The 15501-nt window shown below is 47.2% G+C and carries 9 protein-coding genes; 2 read left to right on the top strand and 7 right to left on the bottom strand.

Annotated elements, in window-relative coordinates:
- Positions 1-370: 370 nt before the first annotated feature.
- The 3 genes from O3C43_01850 to O3C43_01860 all read right to left on the bottom strand — a co-directional run bounded on the left by O3C43_01850 (position 371) and on the right by O3C43_01860 (position 7583).
- Positions 371-2005 carry a sodium/solute symporter gene (locus tag O3C43_01850; protein MDA1065225.1) on the bottom strand — a complete coding sequence of 545 codons (1635 nt, stop codon included), beginning with the start codon at positions 2003-2005 and terminating at the stop codon, positions 371-373.
- A 584-nt stretch (positions 2006-2589) separates the two neighbouring features.
- Positions 2590-6030 (bottom strand): TonB-dependent receptor plug domain-containing protein, encoded by a 3441-nt coding sequence (locus tag O3C43_01855; GenBank protein ID MDA1065226.1) that lies wholly within the window; start codon positions 6028-6030, stop codon positions 2590-2592.
- Between the two features lie 578 nt (positions 6031-6608).
- Positions 6609-7583 (bottom strand): NAD(P)H-quinone oxidoreductase, encoded by a 975-nt coding sequence (locus O3C43_01860; GenBank protein ID MDA1065227.1) that lies wholly within the window; start codon positions 7581-7583, stop codon positions 6609-6611.
- A gap of 360 nt (positions 7584-7943) precedes the next feature.
- On the opposite strand from O3C43_01860, the gene O3C43_01865 reads away from it, so the two are divergent.
- Entirely contained in the window at positions 7944-9278 is a 1335-nt protein-coding gene (locus tag O3C43_01865) for a starvation-sensing protein RspA (GenBank protein ID MDA1065228.1), read from the top strand.
- A gap of 33 nt (positions 9279-9311) precedes the next feature.
- Here O3C43_01865 and O3C43_01870 read toward each other — a convergent pair whose 3' ends face one another.
- A complete protein-coding gene (locus O3C43_01870; GenBank protein ID MDA1065229.1) occupies positions 9312-10604 on the bottom strand; it encodes a TRAP transporter large permease in 1293 nt (430 codons plus the stop codon).
- A gap of 1 nt (position 10605) precedes the next feature.
- The gene (locus O3C43_01875; protein ID MDA1065230.1) at positions 10606-11085 is read right to left on the bottom strand and encodes a TRAP transporter small permease; all 480 of its coding nucleotides are present in this window, start codon (positions 11083-11085) and stop codon (positions 10606-10608) included.
- 70 nt (positions 11086-11155) lie between these two features.
- Here O3C43_01875 and O3C43_01880 point away from each other — a divergent pair, with 70 nt between their 5' ends.
- Positions 11156-12190, top strand: coding sequence for a TRAP transporter substrate-binding protein (locus O3C43_01880; GenBank protein MDA1065231.1), 1035 nt, complete (start codon positions 11156-11158; stop codon positions 12188-12190).
- A 25-nt stretch (positions 12191-12215) separates the two neighbouring features.
- Here O3C43_01880 and O3C43_01885 read toward each other — a convergent pair whose 3' ends face one another.
- Both O3C43_01885 and O3C43_01890 read right to left on the bottom strand, forming a co-directional pair.
- Complete coding sequence (locus O3C43_01885) at positions 12216-12914, bottom strand: serine hydrolase (GenBank protein MDA1065232.1); 699 nt, start codon at positions 12912-12914, stop codon at positions 12216-12218.
- A gap of 189 nt (positions 12915-13103) precedes the next feature.
- The gene (locus O3C43_01890) at positions 13104-15497 is read right to left on the bottom strand and encodes a DUF1549 and DUF1553 domain-containing protein (GenBank protein ID MDA1065233.1); all 2394 of its coding nucleotides are present in this window, start codon (positions 15495-15497) and stop codon (positions 13104-13106) included.
- Between the last annotated feature and the right edge of the window lie 4 nt (positions 15498-15501).

Consider the following 15501-nt stretch of genomic DNA (forward strand, 5'->3'; position numbering starts at 1 on the left):
CCATCAACCAGCATCTTTGTAGTGTAATCAAGTCTTCTTTTTAGGACGCTAATTCAGAAACAAAGGGAGGCGCGGATTGTGTAGTCTTAATAACTTACGATGAGGTTTATTATAGAGACCGTAGATTCCGATAACAATGTGTTGTTGGGTTAATGCTTGTTGTTTTGCATTTAATCGGCATTCGAGGGCAGGATGTATGAGAATCTCGTCAAGTCGCTGTGTTATTAATTGCTTCACTTGTAGATGCAGCACTCCGCAAGGTAGTCTTGCCGCTACCGCTGATTTACAGAGGGAAACTCTGTCCTCAAAACTCATTTAGTATGACTGAAATTTTTGAGGTCTATTTCTCAGCGAGCTCAGCAATTTGTCCCTACATGAACATCAAGTAGATCCCAACGTAAACAACAGCGACTATCCCGAGCCAAAGTTTGAACTGCTTGTTCTCCGCAGTGGTAGGTTCCATTCCCATCAACCGAGTGCTCTTCATTTCCGCAAACGATTCTCGGCCATCTCCTTTCGTTAAAAAAGTGATGGCAAATAGAAGGACGAAACCAAGCACAGTTAGAAATACCGCCGCATGAAGAAAATGCATATCCAGGAATCCCAACCCCACTGAGTGAGCCCAGGCACCTATCGCTGAGTTATCCGCAACCAGCCAGAGAAACAGTCCTAGAAAGGAACCTATGACCAGGGTCCAGAAACCGGCTTTTCGATTCGGATAGGGAGAAACCAGACCTCCGATGAAACAGGCTAGCAATCCGCCGACGGAGTAAGAGTTAAACTTAGCCAGGTAATCGAAGAGGAATTTGAAATGCGGGATAACCCATAACGCCCAAAACATTCCCATGATTATTATCAAAGCACCCACAACCCGACCAACTTTCACCAGCTCTTTTTCCGAGGCATTTGGCCTTGCCGGTTGATACCAGTCGAGCGTGATCAAACTTGATGCAGAGCAGATATTGGAATCGACCGAGCTCATCAAAGCGGCGACCAATCCGGATAACGTGATACCGATAAGCCCACTGGGCAGCAACGAGCGCACCATCGCCGAGTAGATCTGATCTTCCGTTTCAGGAGGGGTGGTGAAAAATCCGTCTTTCAAAAGCACCAAGCCTACAATCCCGGGCATGACGATAATAAATACGGTGAGCGCTTTCAACAAAGCAGCAAACAATCCACCCATGCGACCCTGGTGAATGCTTTTTGCGGCCATGGCCCGCTGAACGATGGTGTGGTTCATTGAGCAATAATAAAATGAATGCACGGTTAAACCAAACACAACTCCCGTCCAAGGGATAATCGGGTGATTAGCCGGCCGAAACAACGACATCAAATCCTCCCCGCCGCTGGCCTTTATGGCGTCCATCTTTCCAAGAAAAGCACCGACGCCACCCACAGCATGCAAACCGAATCCCAGAACGAGAAAACCACCGATAACCAAAATAAACATTTGCATGAAGTCGGTAACCACAACCGCCTTCAACCCGCCTATTACAGCATACAGACCTGTAGTGACACAAAGAATAAGAATCCCTGGAACAATCGAATCCCAACCAAACATATCGCGCATGACTTGACCGCCAGCGTAGAGCGAAAGCGGGACCGCGTTTAATCCAATAAAAAGAATGGTGATAATCGAAAGAAACTTCCGTGACTCTGTACCATAGCGAATTTCCAAAAACTGCGGAGCGGTGGTAATCCCCAAGCGAATAAAGGTGGGCAGAAAAATTAGCCCCATGAGCGCAAATCCCAGAACGCCCGCCAACTGGTAATTGGCAACCGCAATCCCGATGGCAACTGCCAGTCCGGCCTGCCCCACGAACTGCTCCGCCGAAATATTGGTGGCAAACAAAGAGGCTCCGATCATCGGCCAACGCATAGACCGTCCCGCGAGAAAGTAGTCATTCGAATCCGAAACCTTACGCCCAATTCGAACCGTGATGATGAAAATAACAACAAAGTAGCAGGCGATTATAGAGAAATCGAACAGAGAGATATTCATACTTAAGGTAAAGAAAACGAATCTTGGAACAAAATGACATCAACACATCGCCTTCACATCGTAAAAGGAAAACTTATACCTGTCCGCAGAAAACGAAGCTTATCAAGGGCATTAAATTGAGTGTATGATAAGGATTACCTGTTCGAAATACAATGGGCTAGAGGATAAACAAATGTCACTTTGCATCCTCAAGCAGGATATCTGCCTTTTTCAATTTTCGAGTAAATCCTGTCTTCAATCCCCATTTTCGCGTACGGAAAAAACGAACAGAGAGCTGTTCATTGAAATCAAGTGAAATAGATTAGAGCGAGGATGCCACCATTAAAGGGAGGCGAGTGGTAATGGGTAAGGAGATTATAGAAAGTTTGGAGTGAATGCAGGAGCGACCTTGGTCGCGAATTGTTTGATGTGCGGAAAGAGATTAACCACAAGTATCACAAAATGAAGTGATTTGAAAAAGTCTATTTAACCACTGAGCAGGGGCTCGGCGTTCCCAGGATTCAAATCTCGACTGACAGTGTTAACAAAAAAGAGGCCAGTCCGGTTAGGGACTGGCCTCGGATTATTAAGAAACTGTTTTTTTCTTAGTAGCTAAGCGAAGCGCGTAATTCGAAGGTGCGTTCGTCAGGAATGCGGACTACTGGAATGCCGCCATCGGGATCAGCGACAACAGGGATAAGATCTGTATCGTCCAACAGGTTGCGCACATTGAGCTGGACTCTCAACAGAGTGTCTCGACCAAAGTGATTTCCAATTCCTCTTTCCCAACCAACCCAGGCATCGAATCTGTCTTGGGTTGGTCCATATATGGGATTAGCCAAGTCGGGTTTGAATCCGCCTTCCGGATTAACCAGAAGAGGCCGTCCGATTCCAACAACATCTTGCCAGCGGTAGGCACCACCGACATTGAAACCGGCCAACTTGGAATCCCGGTCGAATTCATAATTGGTCACCAGATTCCAACGCCATTCGCGGATTTCGTTGGTCCTTTTTGCACCATCCTGGGCAAGCTGCAGGTTGATGGCTGTGATGGCATTACGGCCGAGCCAATTATTAATCGTCTCACTACCGGTGGCACTTAACGGGAACTGACCATATTTCGCTAAATTAGGATTCACTTCCTCATTGATCCACTGAACAAGCAAGCCGCCGGTGTTTGTGGCAGACACCTCCTGTTGTGTAACATTCAGCATAACCCGCCAATTGCTGGTTATATTGGCTACCGCTTCGATTTCCTTACCTTCGGACAACAAGTCGGAGGTGAAGGCCAATGCAGCGGGGATACTATTTTGAGCGTTACCAGCAGAGTCTATTCGGCTGTTTATCAGGCTCGCTACATCTTTACCTATCGGTGAATCAAACGGTTTGAAGTTTAGAAAATCGTCCGGGTTACCAGTGCCTGGCCAAGCCGACGGATTCTCCTTCACAAAGTCAACGACTTCCTCCTTAAGCTGTGTGCTAACATAGTTGCCGTATAACTGAATCAGAGGTCTAAAGCTGTTGGTTAAGCCTATACTGGTCTCACCCACTTGCAGGGTCTCATACTCGTTGTAACGAATGCTGAGCCAGTCATTGATCTCAACGGTAAAGCCCTTTTCTGTCGTATCTCCACTCACCGGTGCCAGATTCCGCCCTCTCAGGTTGACCCGCTCCTGACCGATCTGCGAGTTTTCAGATACCGCGTAGTGAAAGCTAAGTCCCAGTCCTCCGAGGTTTTTCATCCACGCGTCGGGAACGTGAGCCACAACACCCCAGTTAGCTGAATCGGAGGAGGATTTAAATGTAGGTGTAGTCGGCAATTGCCAGGCGCTTCCGTTGACGTTTCTACTACCGTCATCATTGAGAGGGGCATTGTCGTTGGTAAATACGTCCACTTCGTCCTCACGGTAGCCATAGTTCGCTACCAGATGATCATCGAGAAAGCGGCTCTGTAAGATGATGGCTTTACTTTCGATATCAATGTTCTGCTTTATCGTATTGTTATTCTGTGCTGGCGATCCGGCAACACGTTCTTCGAACCTGAAAGTACCATTTTCATAAGCTCCCGTATCGTAATTGAGGTACCGTAAGGTATACTCATCTTGCAGCTCAAACTTGGTTTTCCAATTGGACACATTGGCTCCTGCTGAACTAGTCCGATCGGCCAGACTGCCAGACACATAAACCAATTGGGCTGCGGCATAGTTAGGTACACCAAAGTCGGTTGCCGGATTCTTATTTAAACGAACACCATCGCCAACCGTTCGAAACCGGGCATCGGGAATTGGCTGAAAGTAGGAAATCGACGTGGAGCCATCTCTTGAATTCTCATAGAGACCTGTAATGGCGTGAGAACCTAGAATCATACCCAACCAACTATCATTCTTATCGAACTTCGAAAGATCAAATTTGTAAAAGCCGGTAACACGGTGATTTTCGAGCGATTGTTCACTGGTATTGATGAATCCCCGGCTTCCCGATATCCAAACCCGACCGAAATTGGGATTTACATCACCCCAACGAGTGTGGGTATTCAAATCGATGCCCAAACCCTGGAAACGGGACCCTATAGACAACACGGCGTCAAAGTCGCTCCGGTAATCCTCCTTGTTCATTTGATAAGATAAACCGGCATTTCCTTCCAAAAAGGTTTGTTCTAAGGAGAGGTTGAACGCGTCGAACCATTCCAACTCACTCTTGTTAGGTCCGTCTATCAGTTTGTTAAAGAAGTCGAAGAAAGTAGGGTCTTGCACTACCGCATTGGTGTAGAAACCCCTCGTAGCATTTCTTGAATTACCGTTCTGATCGAAAGTATCCGGCTTTTGTGCAGTGACAGTTCCATGATTCTCAGCCGTTCCCCGCATGGCGGCAAAACTCTGTGAATTCGCCCCATTGGAAAAATCTCTTGAACGATTGCCTCCCGGTTGGATAAACACCGTGCCATCCACACCTCTGGGTAACGCCCCGCCGGCAACGCCGAATTCCGGGCCGTCGTAAACGAGAACCGGTTCAAAGGTATACCCACCAAATCCAAAATAATTGGGAAGAGTAGAAATTCTATACTCGTTGACACCTGTCGTCGACAGGTCATCCGGTACATAGCTACCAGGAACCTGGTAATTGGTACCACCGCCCCAATAAGGATTGTGCGTTGGCTTTGGAGTGCCTGCCGGACCGGGAAGGAACCACGCGCTTACCAAATCCTGCGGAGGAAGGGTACGCGGACGGTTAGCGGAAATGGAGCCTGACTCGAAGGACGCGCGGAGAGAAGTATTCTCGAACGGACGCCATTCCGTGACGGCGAAGACGCGCGCGTCGTGCTCAAAGGCAGGTTTCTGTTGGTAACTTCTTTCTTCATTCAGTATTGCGACCCTGAGAGACAACTTATCCTCAATGAGGACTTGTTCAACATCGATTTCTGAACGATGGGAGTCGTAACTACCAAATTGAAACGAAAGTTTTCCATGATTTTCGAAAAGTGGAGTAATGGTCTGGTTGTTGATAATACCAGCTGGACTACCCAATCCAAACAATGTCGCGTTCGCCCCGCGATTAATAACAACACGGGAGGTGTTGTAAGAATCCATGGCGATAACGGTTGAGAAATAGTTGCGGGTCAGGTCAGCCCTGGCAAGACCGCGAACCCGGGTATTTCGAATCGGATCTCTAAAATTTTGCTCCTGAACACCTGAGACCACATTGGTGCTGTCCGGGTTGGCAAAGTTGCCTCCAATACCACTGATTTCCGTGCCGGCCGTGTAGACGAGCAGCTCCTGCAGATCGGTGGATCCGGTATCGTCCAAAAACTCCTGGGTGATGACACTGACAGTTGCAGCGATATCTCTCAAAGGTGTATTTAAACGTGTGCCAGCCAGGGAAGACCGGGCCAGGTAACCGACGTTCTCCTCTTCCGTTACGTTGAAAGGATTAAGTTCGAAAACATTATCGTCGTCTTCCTGAGCGTAACTCAAGGGAAGTCCGACGGCCATTCCAAAAGCCGGAATAGCGACCAGGGTTGTTAACCATTTGTTCTTTTTAGCGTTCATAGATGTATATGTTTATTTGTTAGTTGAAGTGCTTTGTATGTAGAGCGTTAGGAGCAAGCCCCTAGTTCTAGTTGCCTTGCACGGGTAAATTAAGTGTGGATTTTTTGAGACCGTTAATAGGTTTTGGAGAATGAGTAATTACTCTCGAGGTATGAGAAAAATTCTAATAAATGAATACAAATGGAACGAAATTGGCACCATTATGGATTAAGAGATATGGAGTAGGTGTTATCGAGTCAAGACTCCATTGGCCATTTTCGGACTTTTGATTGTAGGCTCACTCTAAAACCTCAATTAAAGGAGAAAGTCTTTATTCGTAAACACTTGGCATTGAAGGTGAAATGGAAAATTCTAAAGGACTTGGGAACGGTGGTATCACGGCCTCGTTTACAAGCTTATTGGTTATTTGTCCCAACTTGAAAGGGTGCTTCGAGTAGTATGGGGGTCCTGTTCATTCTTAATTTCAAACTACAGATTGACTCAAATAAACACAGATCCAGACCGGGAAGCCTGAGCCTTAGGTATCTCGTAGATCCGTAGAATGGCAGTCCTAAGCAGAAAGTATTGGTTAAGCTGCTCTAGTCCCTCACCTTCAGGATAACTTTCCCGATATTTTCGTTGTTCGCCAATATGTTTTGTGCGGCCTCGGTTTCCTCTATGGGAAGTGTTTTGTAAATGATCGGCTTGATCAGACCGGACACAAGATCCGGCCAAAAGCTTTCCTCAAACCGATCATGAATGGCGACCTTCTCTTCCAGCGAACGGGAACGAAGTACAGAACCTATGACACGTTGTCGACCACGCATCAAAAGAGACAAATCGATCTCGGCTTTGGTGCCTGTAAGAAGAGCAATGATGACCAGGCGGCCACGTGTCTTTAATAATTTCATGTTGGGCTTCAAGTAATCCGCCGCCGCAATATCTAATATTACAGCCACTCCATCTGGTGCTTCTTTTCGAATGACTGTTTCAAAATCTTCTTCTTTGTAGTTCACCGCCACATCGGCACCGAGCTGTTTACAAAAGTCGATCTTGTCCGCGCGTCCTGCGGTGACAAGCACACGACAACCCGCGCGTTTGGCCAATTGGATTCCAGCGGTCCCTACCCCACTCGCTCCGCCGTGGATCAATACGGTTTCGCCTTCTTTTAACTCACCTTCGATAAACAAATTCAGAAAGGCTGTATAAAAGACCTCGGGCACCGCTGCCGCTTTTTCGAAATCCCAATCGTCTGGCATACGGATGAGCATGGAGGCTGGCGTTGCTACGCGTTCTGCATAGCCACCACCACCGAGTAGTGTGCAAACGCGATCACCTACCTGCCAGCGGGTTACACCCTCACCGAGTTCGGAAATGACACCGGCGGCCTCCAGTCCCATGTAAGGTGGGGCGTCGGGAGGAACCGGATACTTCCCCATTCGCTGCAGTAGATCAGCACGATTCACGGCTGAAGCATGAATATCGATGACGACTTCACCAGGTGCGGGTGCTGGGTCGCACACCTCAGTCCAACTGATGGCGTGTGTGTCAGGATCAACGCAGATGGCTTTCATTTAGTGATAGGTAGAAAAGAGATGGGAGGATGTCGATGGAAACTCGGTAGGATAACAACTGTAGCCATGGTCGTGAGACCATAGATCGATTAATGGTTTTATCTCGTGAGCTTATTCGTAAATCAATGGTGTCACCACCATGGCAACAGTTAGCTGCACGTCCTCGCAGTGCCGTTTCATTAATCCGGATTTATACCGACCGACCTGGAGGACATTATTGATACCCGAATATTTGAACAAAAGGTTTAGAAAACAATTAATTATCCAAAAATGGATTATAATATTGATACATCCCTAAACCTTCCCTACTCATCTCAATTCAGTAACCACCATAGAATTTAACATAGAAGGAGTTTGTTTATGAATCGCAGGGACATGATGAAATTAGCAGCACTTGGCACCACAGCAGGAGCTATGGGTGCCATGAATAAGCAGGGAGAAGCGATGGCGGCGACCTATGAAAAGGGAACCAAGGGGCTCGCCCCGCTCAAGATCACCAACGTTAAAGTCTTCCTGACGGTGCCCGACAATCAAAATTTGGTGGTGGTCAAAATTGAAACCTCTGAACCAGGATTATACGGCTTGGGATGCGCATCCTACCGCCGCAGAACTCATCTCGTTGCCGAGGCGATTGAGCGCTATTTGAAACCGTTTGTGATGGGGAAAGATCCCGATCAAATTGAGGACCTCTGGCAGACCACCTACAATATGTCCTATTGGCGGAATGGTTCAATATTCAACAATGCACTGAGCGGAATGGACCAGGCGCTGTGGGATATTAAAGGGAAACGGGCGAACATGCCGGTCTATCAATTGTTGGGTGGGAAAGTCCGTTTTGCGGTCGATTGCTATGCCCATGCCAGAGGCGATGATTTGGAAACAGTCGAGGCAGAAGTAAAGGCGTTGATGAAAAAGGGATTCCGACATATCCGAATTCAGCAAGGCGGATATGGTAGTGAAAACCTCTCCGGGGAACCCGATTTCAAGAAGCATGGTTTTGGATCTGCGGATGATATCTCTGTCGATACCCGCGTTTATTTAGAAAAATTGCCCGAAATGTTTGCCCATATTCGACAGACCTGTGGGAAACAAATCGAATTGCTCCACGATATTCACGAACGGATCAATCCTATCGATGCAATCCGTCTGATCAAACAACTTGAAGAGTTTGATCCGTTTTTCGTGGAGGATCCTTTTCCACCAGAAACACACCAACACTATTTCGATATGCTGCGGGACCAAACGAGCTGCCCCATTGCGATGGGAGAGCTTTTTAATAATCCGACTGAATGGATAAGTTTGATTTCCAGTATGATGATAGACTTTATCCGCGTCCACGTCTCCCACGTGGGTGGACTTAGTGTGGCCCGCAAAATTTCTGTCTTGAGTGAAATGTTCAATGTGAAAACCGCCTGGCATGGACACGGAGTTTCCCCGGTAGGGCATGCGGCCAACGCGCATCTGGATTTGGTAATCCCCAATTTTGGTATTCAGGAAGTCGTAGTATTCAACCATGATACTCAGGAAGTTTTTCCGGGATGTCCGAAAATTGAAAACGGCTATATGGTTGTGAATGAAGCGCCGGGATTCGGTGTAGATTTTGATGAAAAGTTGGCCGCAAAATTTCCCGTTTCGGAGGATCCGCTAAATTGGCCGCCCATTCGAAATGGAGATGGCACCGTTATCAGGCCTTAAATAACAATTAGGCTTTCCCTCGATTACCTGGTTTTAGTAACCAAGCAATCGGGGTAACCAAAGTACGATTTCCGGAACATAGGCCATAATGAACAAGGCTCCAATAAGCGGAATCAGGAATGGTGCCACGGCAATAGATACCCGCCCAAGGGAGAGTTGAGCGACGTCACGCATGACAAAAAGGGAAAGACCCATGGGTGGTGTGTATTGACCAATCATTATCGAAAACACCATAACCACACCCAAGTGAACAGGATCCATACCAAAGGATTGCTGAGCGATTGGTAGAAGCATCGGAGCGAGAATCAAGAGCAAAATCGCATTCTCGATTATAGCGCCCAACACCAGGAGTACCAGGATTACCGCCAGCAGAAAACTCCACCTTTCATTAAAAGTAGAAACCAGAAATTGTGAAAGAGCCTGCGGCAGTTCGCCGACCGTCAACGCCCAGCCAAACAACATCGCCGATGCGATGATGAACATTAACTTGGCGGTCGATAGCGCTGTCTCCTCCATGATCTTCTTGAATTCGTCCCAGGAAAGATCGCGATAAACGATTGCCGCGAGGAACAACGCCCAGACGGCAGCGACTGTAGCTGCCTCGGTCGGACTGAAAATACCTAATGCCATGCCCCCAACGATAATGATCGGCGTCAGCAATGCGGGTATGGCGATAAAGCCGGCGACTAAAACGACCTTCCAACCCACCCATTCCTTGGAATAATAATTTCGCCTCACCCCGATAACGAAAATATAGATCATTAGGCATAAAGCGATTAGCAGTCCGGGAACAACCCCCCCCAGAAAAAGGCCCGTTATGGAAACATCCGCAATAACACCAAAGAGCACCATAGGAATACTTGGAGGTAGAATCGGACCTATGGCCGACGAGGCCAGCGTAATACCAACGGAAAAGTTCGTGTCGTAGCCTTTTTTGCGCATGGCCTTCACCTCCATGGATCCGAGGCCTGCAACGTCGGCCAGAGCAGATCCCGACATCCCAGCGAAAACAAGGCTGGCTAGCACATTTACGTGACCCAGTCCGCCGGGGATTCGCCCGACCAACACATTGGCAAAATCAAAAATTCTGTCGGTAATTTTCCCGGCATTCATGGTCATGCCGGCAGCCATAAATAGGGGGATAGCCAAAAAGGTAAAATTCTCCAGGGAAAAGCCGAGTTCCAATGCTCCTTGACTCAAAGGAAAACCGTTTAGCCAGAGATATGCGAACGCGCATGTTGCCAGAGAAAATGCCACAGGCAGACCAAGAAAGATAAGAACCAGACTTGCCGCAATTAACCAAAGAAGACCTGCGTCGAATGCCACCCTATCGCCCTCCAGCCAAGTTGAAGATCGTCCGATAAATGCGGCGAACAATGGTGAAAAGCATCAAAACCGCAACGACCGGGATGATGCAAAGAACGATGGCATATGAAATTCTGAGAGCTGGTGTTTTGTCGTAAACAATCACTTCCATAAGAGTTACACCTGCATAGGCCATAGCGACCAGAAAAACCCCAATAACGAAGTCCCAGAAAGTATGCACCCACCTGGCGATGCGCTGTCCGAAAAGATCATCGATAAGATCCACGCGCGCATGGGAATCTCGATACAACAAGGTATAAGCTCCAACGTAGGTCATCCAAATCAAAATCATCGTCGAAATTTCCTCTGTCCAGGACAAGGGGGCATTCAGAACATAACGGGTAAAGACTTGCAAAACCGAAAGAACTAACAGGGCAACGATCGAAAACTGAAGAAACAAAATATCATATTTTATACTTTTCAGTTGATGGAATAATTTCATGGTCAAAGTTTCTTTCAAGTAATAGTATGATGTATTAAAAATCATATTACAGATTTACCAGCAAATTCAAATGAGTATTTCCAAGTTGTTTTATTTTTGTGCAAGAAAACGAGCAGTAGCAATGCTCACTGTAGGGTTAGTTTCAATAACCCATGCCTTTGCAGCCAGCTTCTCACCTAAGGTAATGCGCCTGGCCCACGTCTATCAGCTCGATTCGCCTAGTGGTATTGGCCTGCAGGCTTTCGCCGAGAAAGTGGCTGAGTACAGCCAGGGCCGTATAGAAATGAAAGTCTTCCCTGCTGGCCAGCTCGGTTCGAACCGAAATATTTACATCAGCACAAAAACGGGCGGTATTGACTTCTGCGTTCCAAACTTCCCCATGCTTTCCGATATTGTTCCGGAAATGACCATTATGACTTCGGGATATTTATTCGACAATTTTGATCAAATTGAACGAGTAATGGCTCATCCCCAATTGGGACAAAAATGGAACGAGGAGATCATTGAGAAATGCCATATACGGATTCTCGGTTCGTATTATTATGGGAAACGCGTGGTAACTACCGGAAAGACGCCGTTTAAAAGTCCTGACGAAATGAAGGGTCTGAAAATCCGGGCCGTTCCAAACCCCATGTCATTAGCGGTGATCAGAGGGCTTGGAGGCAATCCAACTCCCATGCCTTTAAAAGAAATTTTCATCGGCCTCAGTCAGGGCATCATTGATGGGCAGGAAAATCCTTATCCAACCATTTGGTCCAACAAATGGTACGAGGTGCAGAAATATGTCTTAGAAACTAATCACCAGCTAAACGCTATCCCTTTTGCGATTTCAGAAAGATCCTGGAAAAGCTTGAGCCTGGAGGACAGGGCTGCTGTCGAAAGGGCCAGCAAAGAAGCAATGGATATTATGAGCGCGCTTACGCGCCAGTTTGAGAATGAAATCGCCGAAAAGCTCCAAGCCAAAGGTATGATCATTGTACCCTATTCGGAATTGGATATTGACGCATTTAAACAATCCGTTCGGGAATCGATTAAGTCTAAATTCGATGGGAAGGTCTGGCGCAGAGGTTTAATGGAAGAAGTACTGGCCGCTGGAAAAGAATAAATGAGGCCGCCCCTCCAAAAGGAATTTATCTAACCGAGCTATAGACGGACTCGCGGAATCGTTTGCCAACATCCCAACTGAAATCCCGCGCACGCGTCATAAACAGACCGAAAAGGTTCATCTCGGGATCTATCCAAAAATGTGTGTTTGCTACTCCTTGCCACCCATAAATCCCCTTTGACGCCCCCATTCCATCCGCTTCAGGATCTTCCAAAACGAATAGTGACAATCCGCGGTAAAAGCCAACCAGAGCGGGTTCGGCTCGTTCTTCAATTGGAAAGCCTTCTGAATGTTTTCCGGTCATTATTTCTATGCTTTTCGGCGAAAGGATTTCTCTGCCTTCAAAGCTTCCACCATTCAGCAACATCCGACAGAATTTTGTATAATCAGACATGGTTGAGACGAGTCCAATGTCTCCAAAGTAGGCGTGATTGTCTTCGTTAAATGTAACCCAGCTCAAATTACTCGTGAAACCTTTAAGGTGTCCGGAGTTTACAAATACGGGCTGAAACAAGTTACTTCTTTCTTCGTCGGTCACGTAGAATTTCGTGCTTTTCATCCCAAGAGGATCGAAAAGCCTCTCTTTCAAATATTCGTAGAAACTCTGTCCGGTGATGGATTCCACAACACATCCCAACAAGGCTTGATTTAATCCATACTGGTATGCCGTCCCCGGTTCAAATTCGAGAGGAAGCTTGGCGACCGCATCTACAAAGTCTTCCAGGTTGTCATGTTTCTTGGTACTCGGTTAATGATGCGAACCAATGTAATAAGAATAACCTGACCTATGGCTTAGCAGGGCAAGAGCGCGTGCCAAGCCGTAGCCCTAGGGTCTAGGTTGGTCTCGCTCTGCCACAAAGTTTGAGACATGTTCGATATTAGAACGATTCGGAAAGGTTTTTATGATAGGCCACTAATCGACAAAGATCAGCTCGTTGGACAAAAGCAAAGCTTGGGCATAAAGTTCCCATCCTGAGAGTGGCTCTTTCGCTTCAGAATCCTCAGTGCTTTTTACAACAACAGAACTAGCAGTGAAAGCTTCAGCATTCGATATGAACTCAACCCCAATTTGAATTTCCTCCTTGGTCGCATTTCGCTGAAAAACCACCTTATAATACTCACCGATCTGCGACTCTACGTCCTCCCCTGCTTCAAGGCCGATTCGGTCCGCCAGAAATTTAGCCTGCCGAATTATAAAAGGACTATTCATAAGAAACAGGGCTTGTTGGGGAACAATGGTTTCGAATCTCTCCGGAGCGGTCGCGTTAGGACTGGGATGGTCAAAAGTCCGAAAAATGCCAGCTGGTTCCGTTCTATCAAAGTAACTGTAAACCGTTCGACGATTGGTCGTTGGATCCAAAAGATCTTGCTGTAGTCCGCCCATGGTCCGATCCAGGTTTCCGGATACTTCAAGCAAGGTGTCGCGAAGGGACTCAAAATCCAACCTTGTCCTGGGAAAGTGATGCCAGAAGAGATTTTCAGAATCTGCAGCCACAGACTCCGGGTTGGCTGTACTCGATTGCTGATAGGTATTGGATAGCACAATCATTTTGTGCAACGCCTTCATGGACCAACCTGATTCGATAAACGAGGCAGCCAACCAATTTAATAAATCGATATGATCCGGCTCGGGCGTCCTTACACCAAAATCGCTGGGCGTATCCACCAGTGGGGTACCCATATGCCATCCCCATACTCGATTAACAAAAATGCGAGCAGTTAACGGATTGTTGGCATTCGCAATTTCGCGAGCCAGATCCAGTCTTCCGCTACCAGTCGTATAGGGTTTTCGTTTTTCTCCAGCGAGTACTTCAAGGTAACGCCGAGGAACCTCCTCTCCCAGGTTTTTCGGATCTCCCCGTTTATAAATGGGAGAGTCCTTAGGCTCCGCAATATCGACTAAAGCATGTGCCCGAAAAGGTGTCCCTGGGTGGGTGAATTCAAGGTCCCCAATTTCTTTGGTGAGTTTAGTCGTTTCCGCCCCAATTTTTCGATCAAGCCACTCGGCAACTTTTTCGCGATCCGGATTCAGCGGTGTTCCTGGTTCGGTAAGAAAGGCCCAGACGGTTTCAACGCCTGCCTGGTCGTCATTCAGGGCGTCTTTGAATAATTGATTGTAATGCACAATCCCTGGCAGGGGATCCGCACTGGCAAAAATATCGAACCAATCTTTCAAGAGTGGTTGAGCTCGTCCTTCATCTGTTTCCAGGTATTCGATCCAAAGCCGTAGAAGTTCCGGACTGACTCCTTTACTTTTGGCAAAAACTACGAATTCGGCCTCATCAACAATTGTTTTTCCTTCTTCAACAGCTCCCAGGAAATTTCCGGCCACAGAACGCTCGTTCAACAACCATTTGTCGATCGTCTCTTCCGTCTTTTCTTCAATCAGTTTTTGTAACCGCGCTATTTCAGCCAAATAAGATTCATGATCTTCTTTGTTTTCTGGATAACGAATAATTGGCAATTCCTTAGGCAACTCGGAGGAGTTAAAGATACCATGAAGTGAATAATAATCCCGGGTCGGAATCGGATCAAACTTGTGATCATGGCAACGAGCGCATGTAACCGTCAGTCCCTGTAGTCCTCGCGTGACCACATCGATCTGATCATCGATTATAAAATCTTTTCTCCTGAAAAAGGAATTGCCTAAGGTCAAAAATCCGAGAGCCGCTAGTTCTTTTTTATCTTCACCCAGGTCCAACTGATCGGCCGCAATTTGCTCCAGTATAAAGCGATCGTAAGGTTTGTCCTCATTGAATGCTTCTATCACGTAGTCGCGATAGGTGTGAGAATATTTATAACGGTTACCGTCTCGAAAATTTGGTCGTCCCTCAGAATCGGCATAACGCGCCACATCCAGCCAATGTCTCGCCCAACGTTCGCCAAAAGCAGGTGAAGCCAAAAGACGTTCTACGAGTTGTTCATAGGCATTGGGCGAGTCATTCTCCACGAACGACTGCATTTCTTCAAATGTGGGTGGCAGTCCTGTAAGATCATATGTCACCCGCCGAATAAGGCTGCGTTTGTCAGCAGGGGCATTTGGTTTCAACCCACGCTCGCGAAGTTTATTTAGAATAAGCGCGTCCACTTCGTTACCTGAGCCAACATGAACTGTGGGAAGCTCAGGTTTTTGCAAGGGGATGAAAGCCCAGTGCGTATCCGCCGCAGCCATATTAAAGGCAGGTTCGACTGGAGATTGCTGAGTCTCCGGGGAGGAGGCAAAACCGATTGCACTTCCAATCGCCAAGCCGATTACCCCAATCCAAACAGATATCATCCGGTTCATTTTTTCAGACGGGGAGTTCATGAAC

It is taken from the genome of Verrucomicrobiota bacterium, from assembly GCA_027622555.1.
Classification (GTDB): Bacteria; Verrucomicrobiota; Verrucomicrobiia; order Opitutales; family UBA2995; genus UBA2995.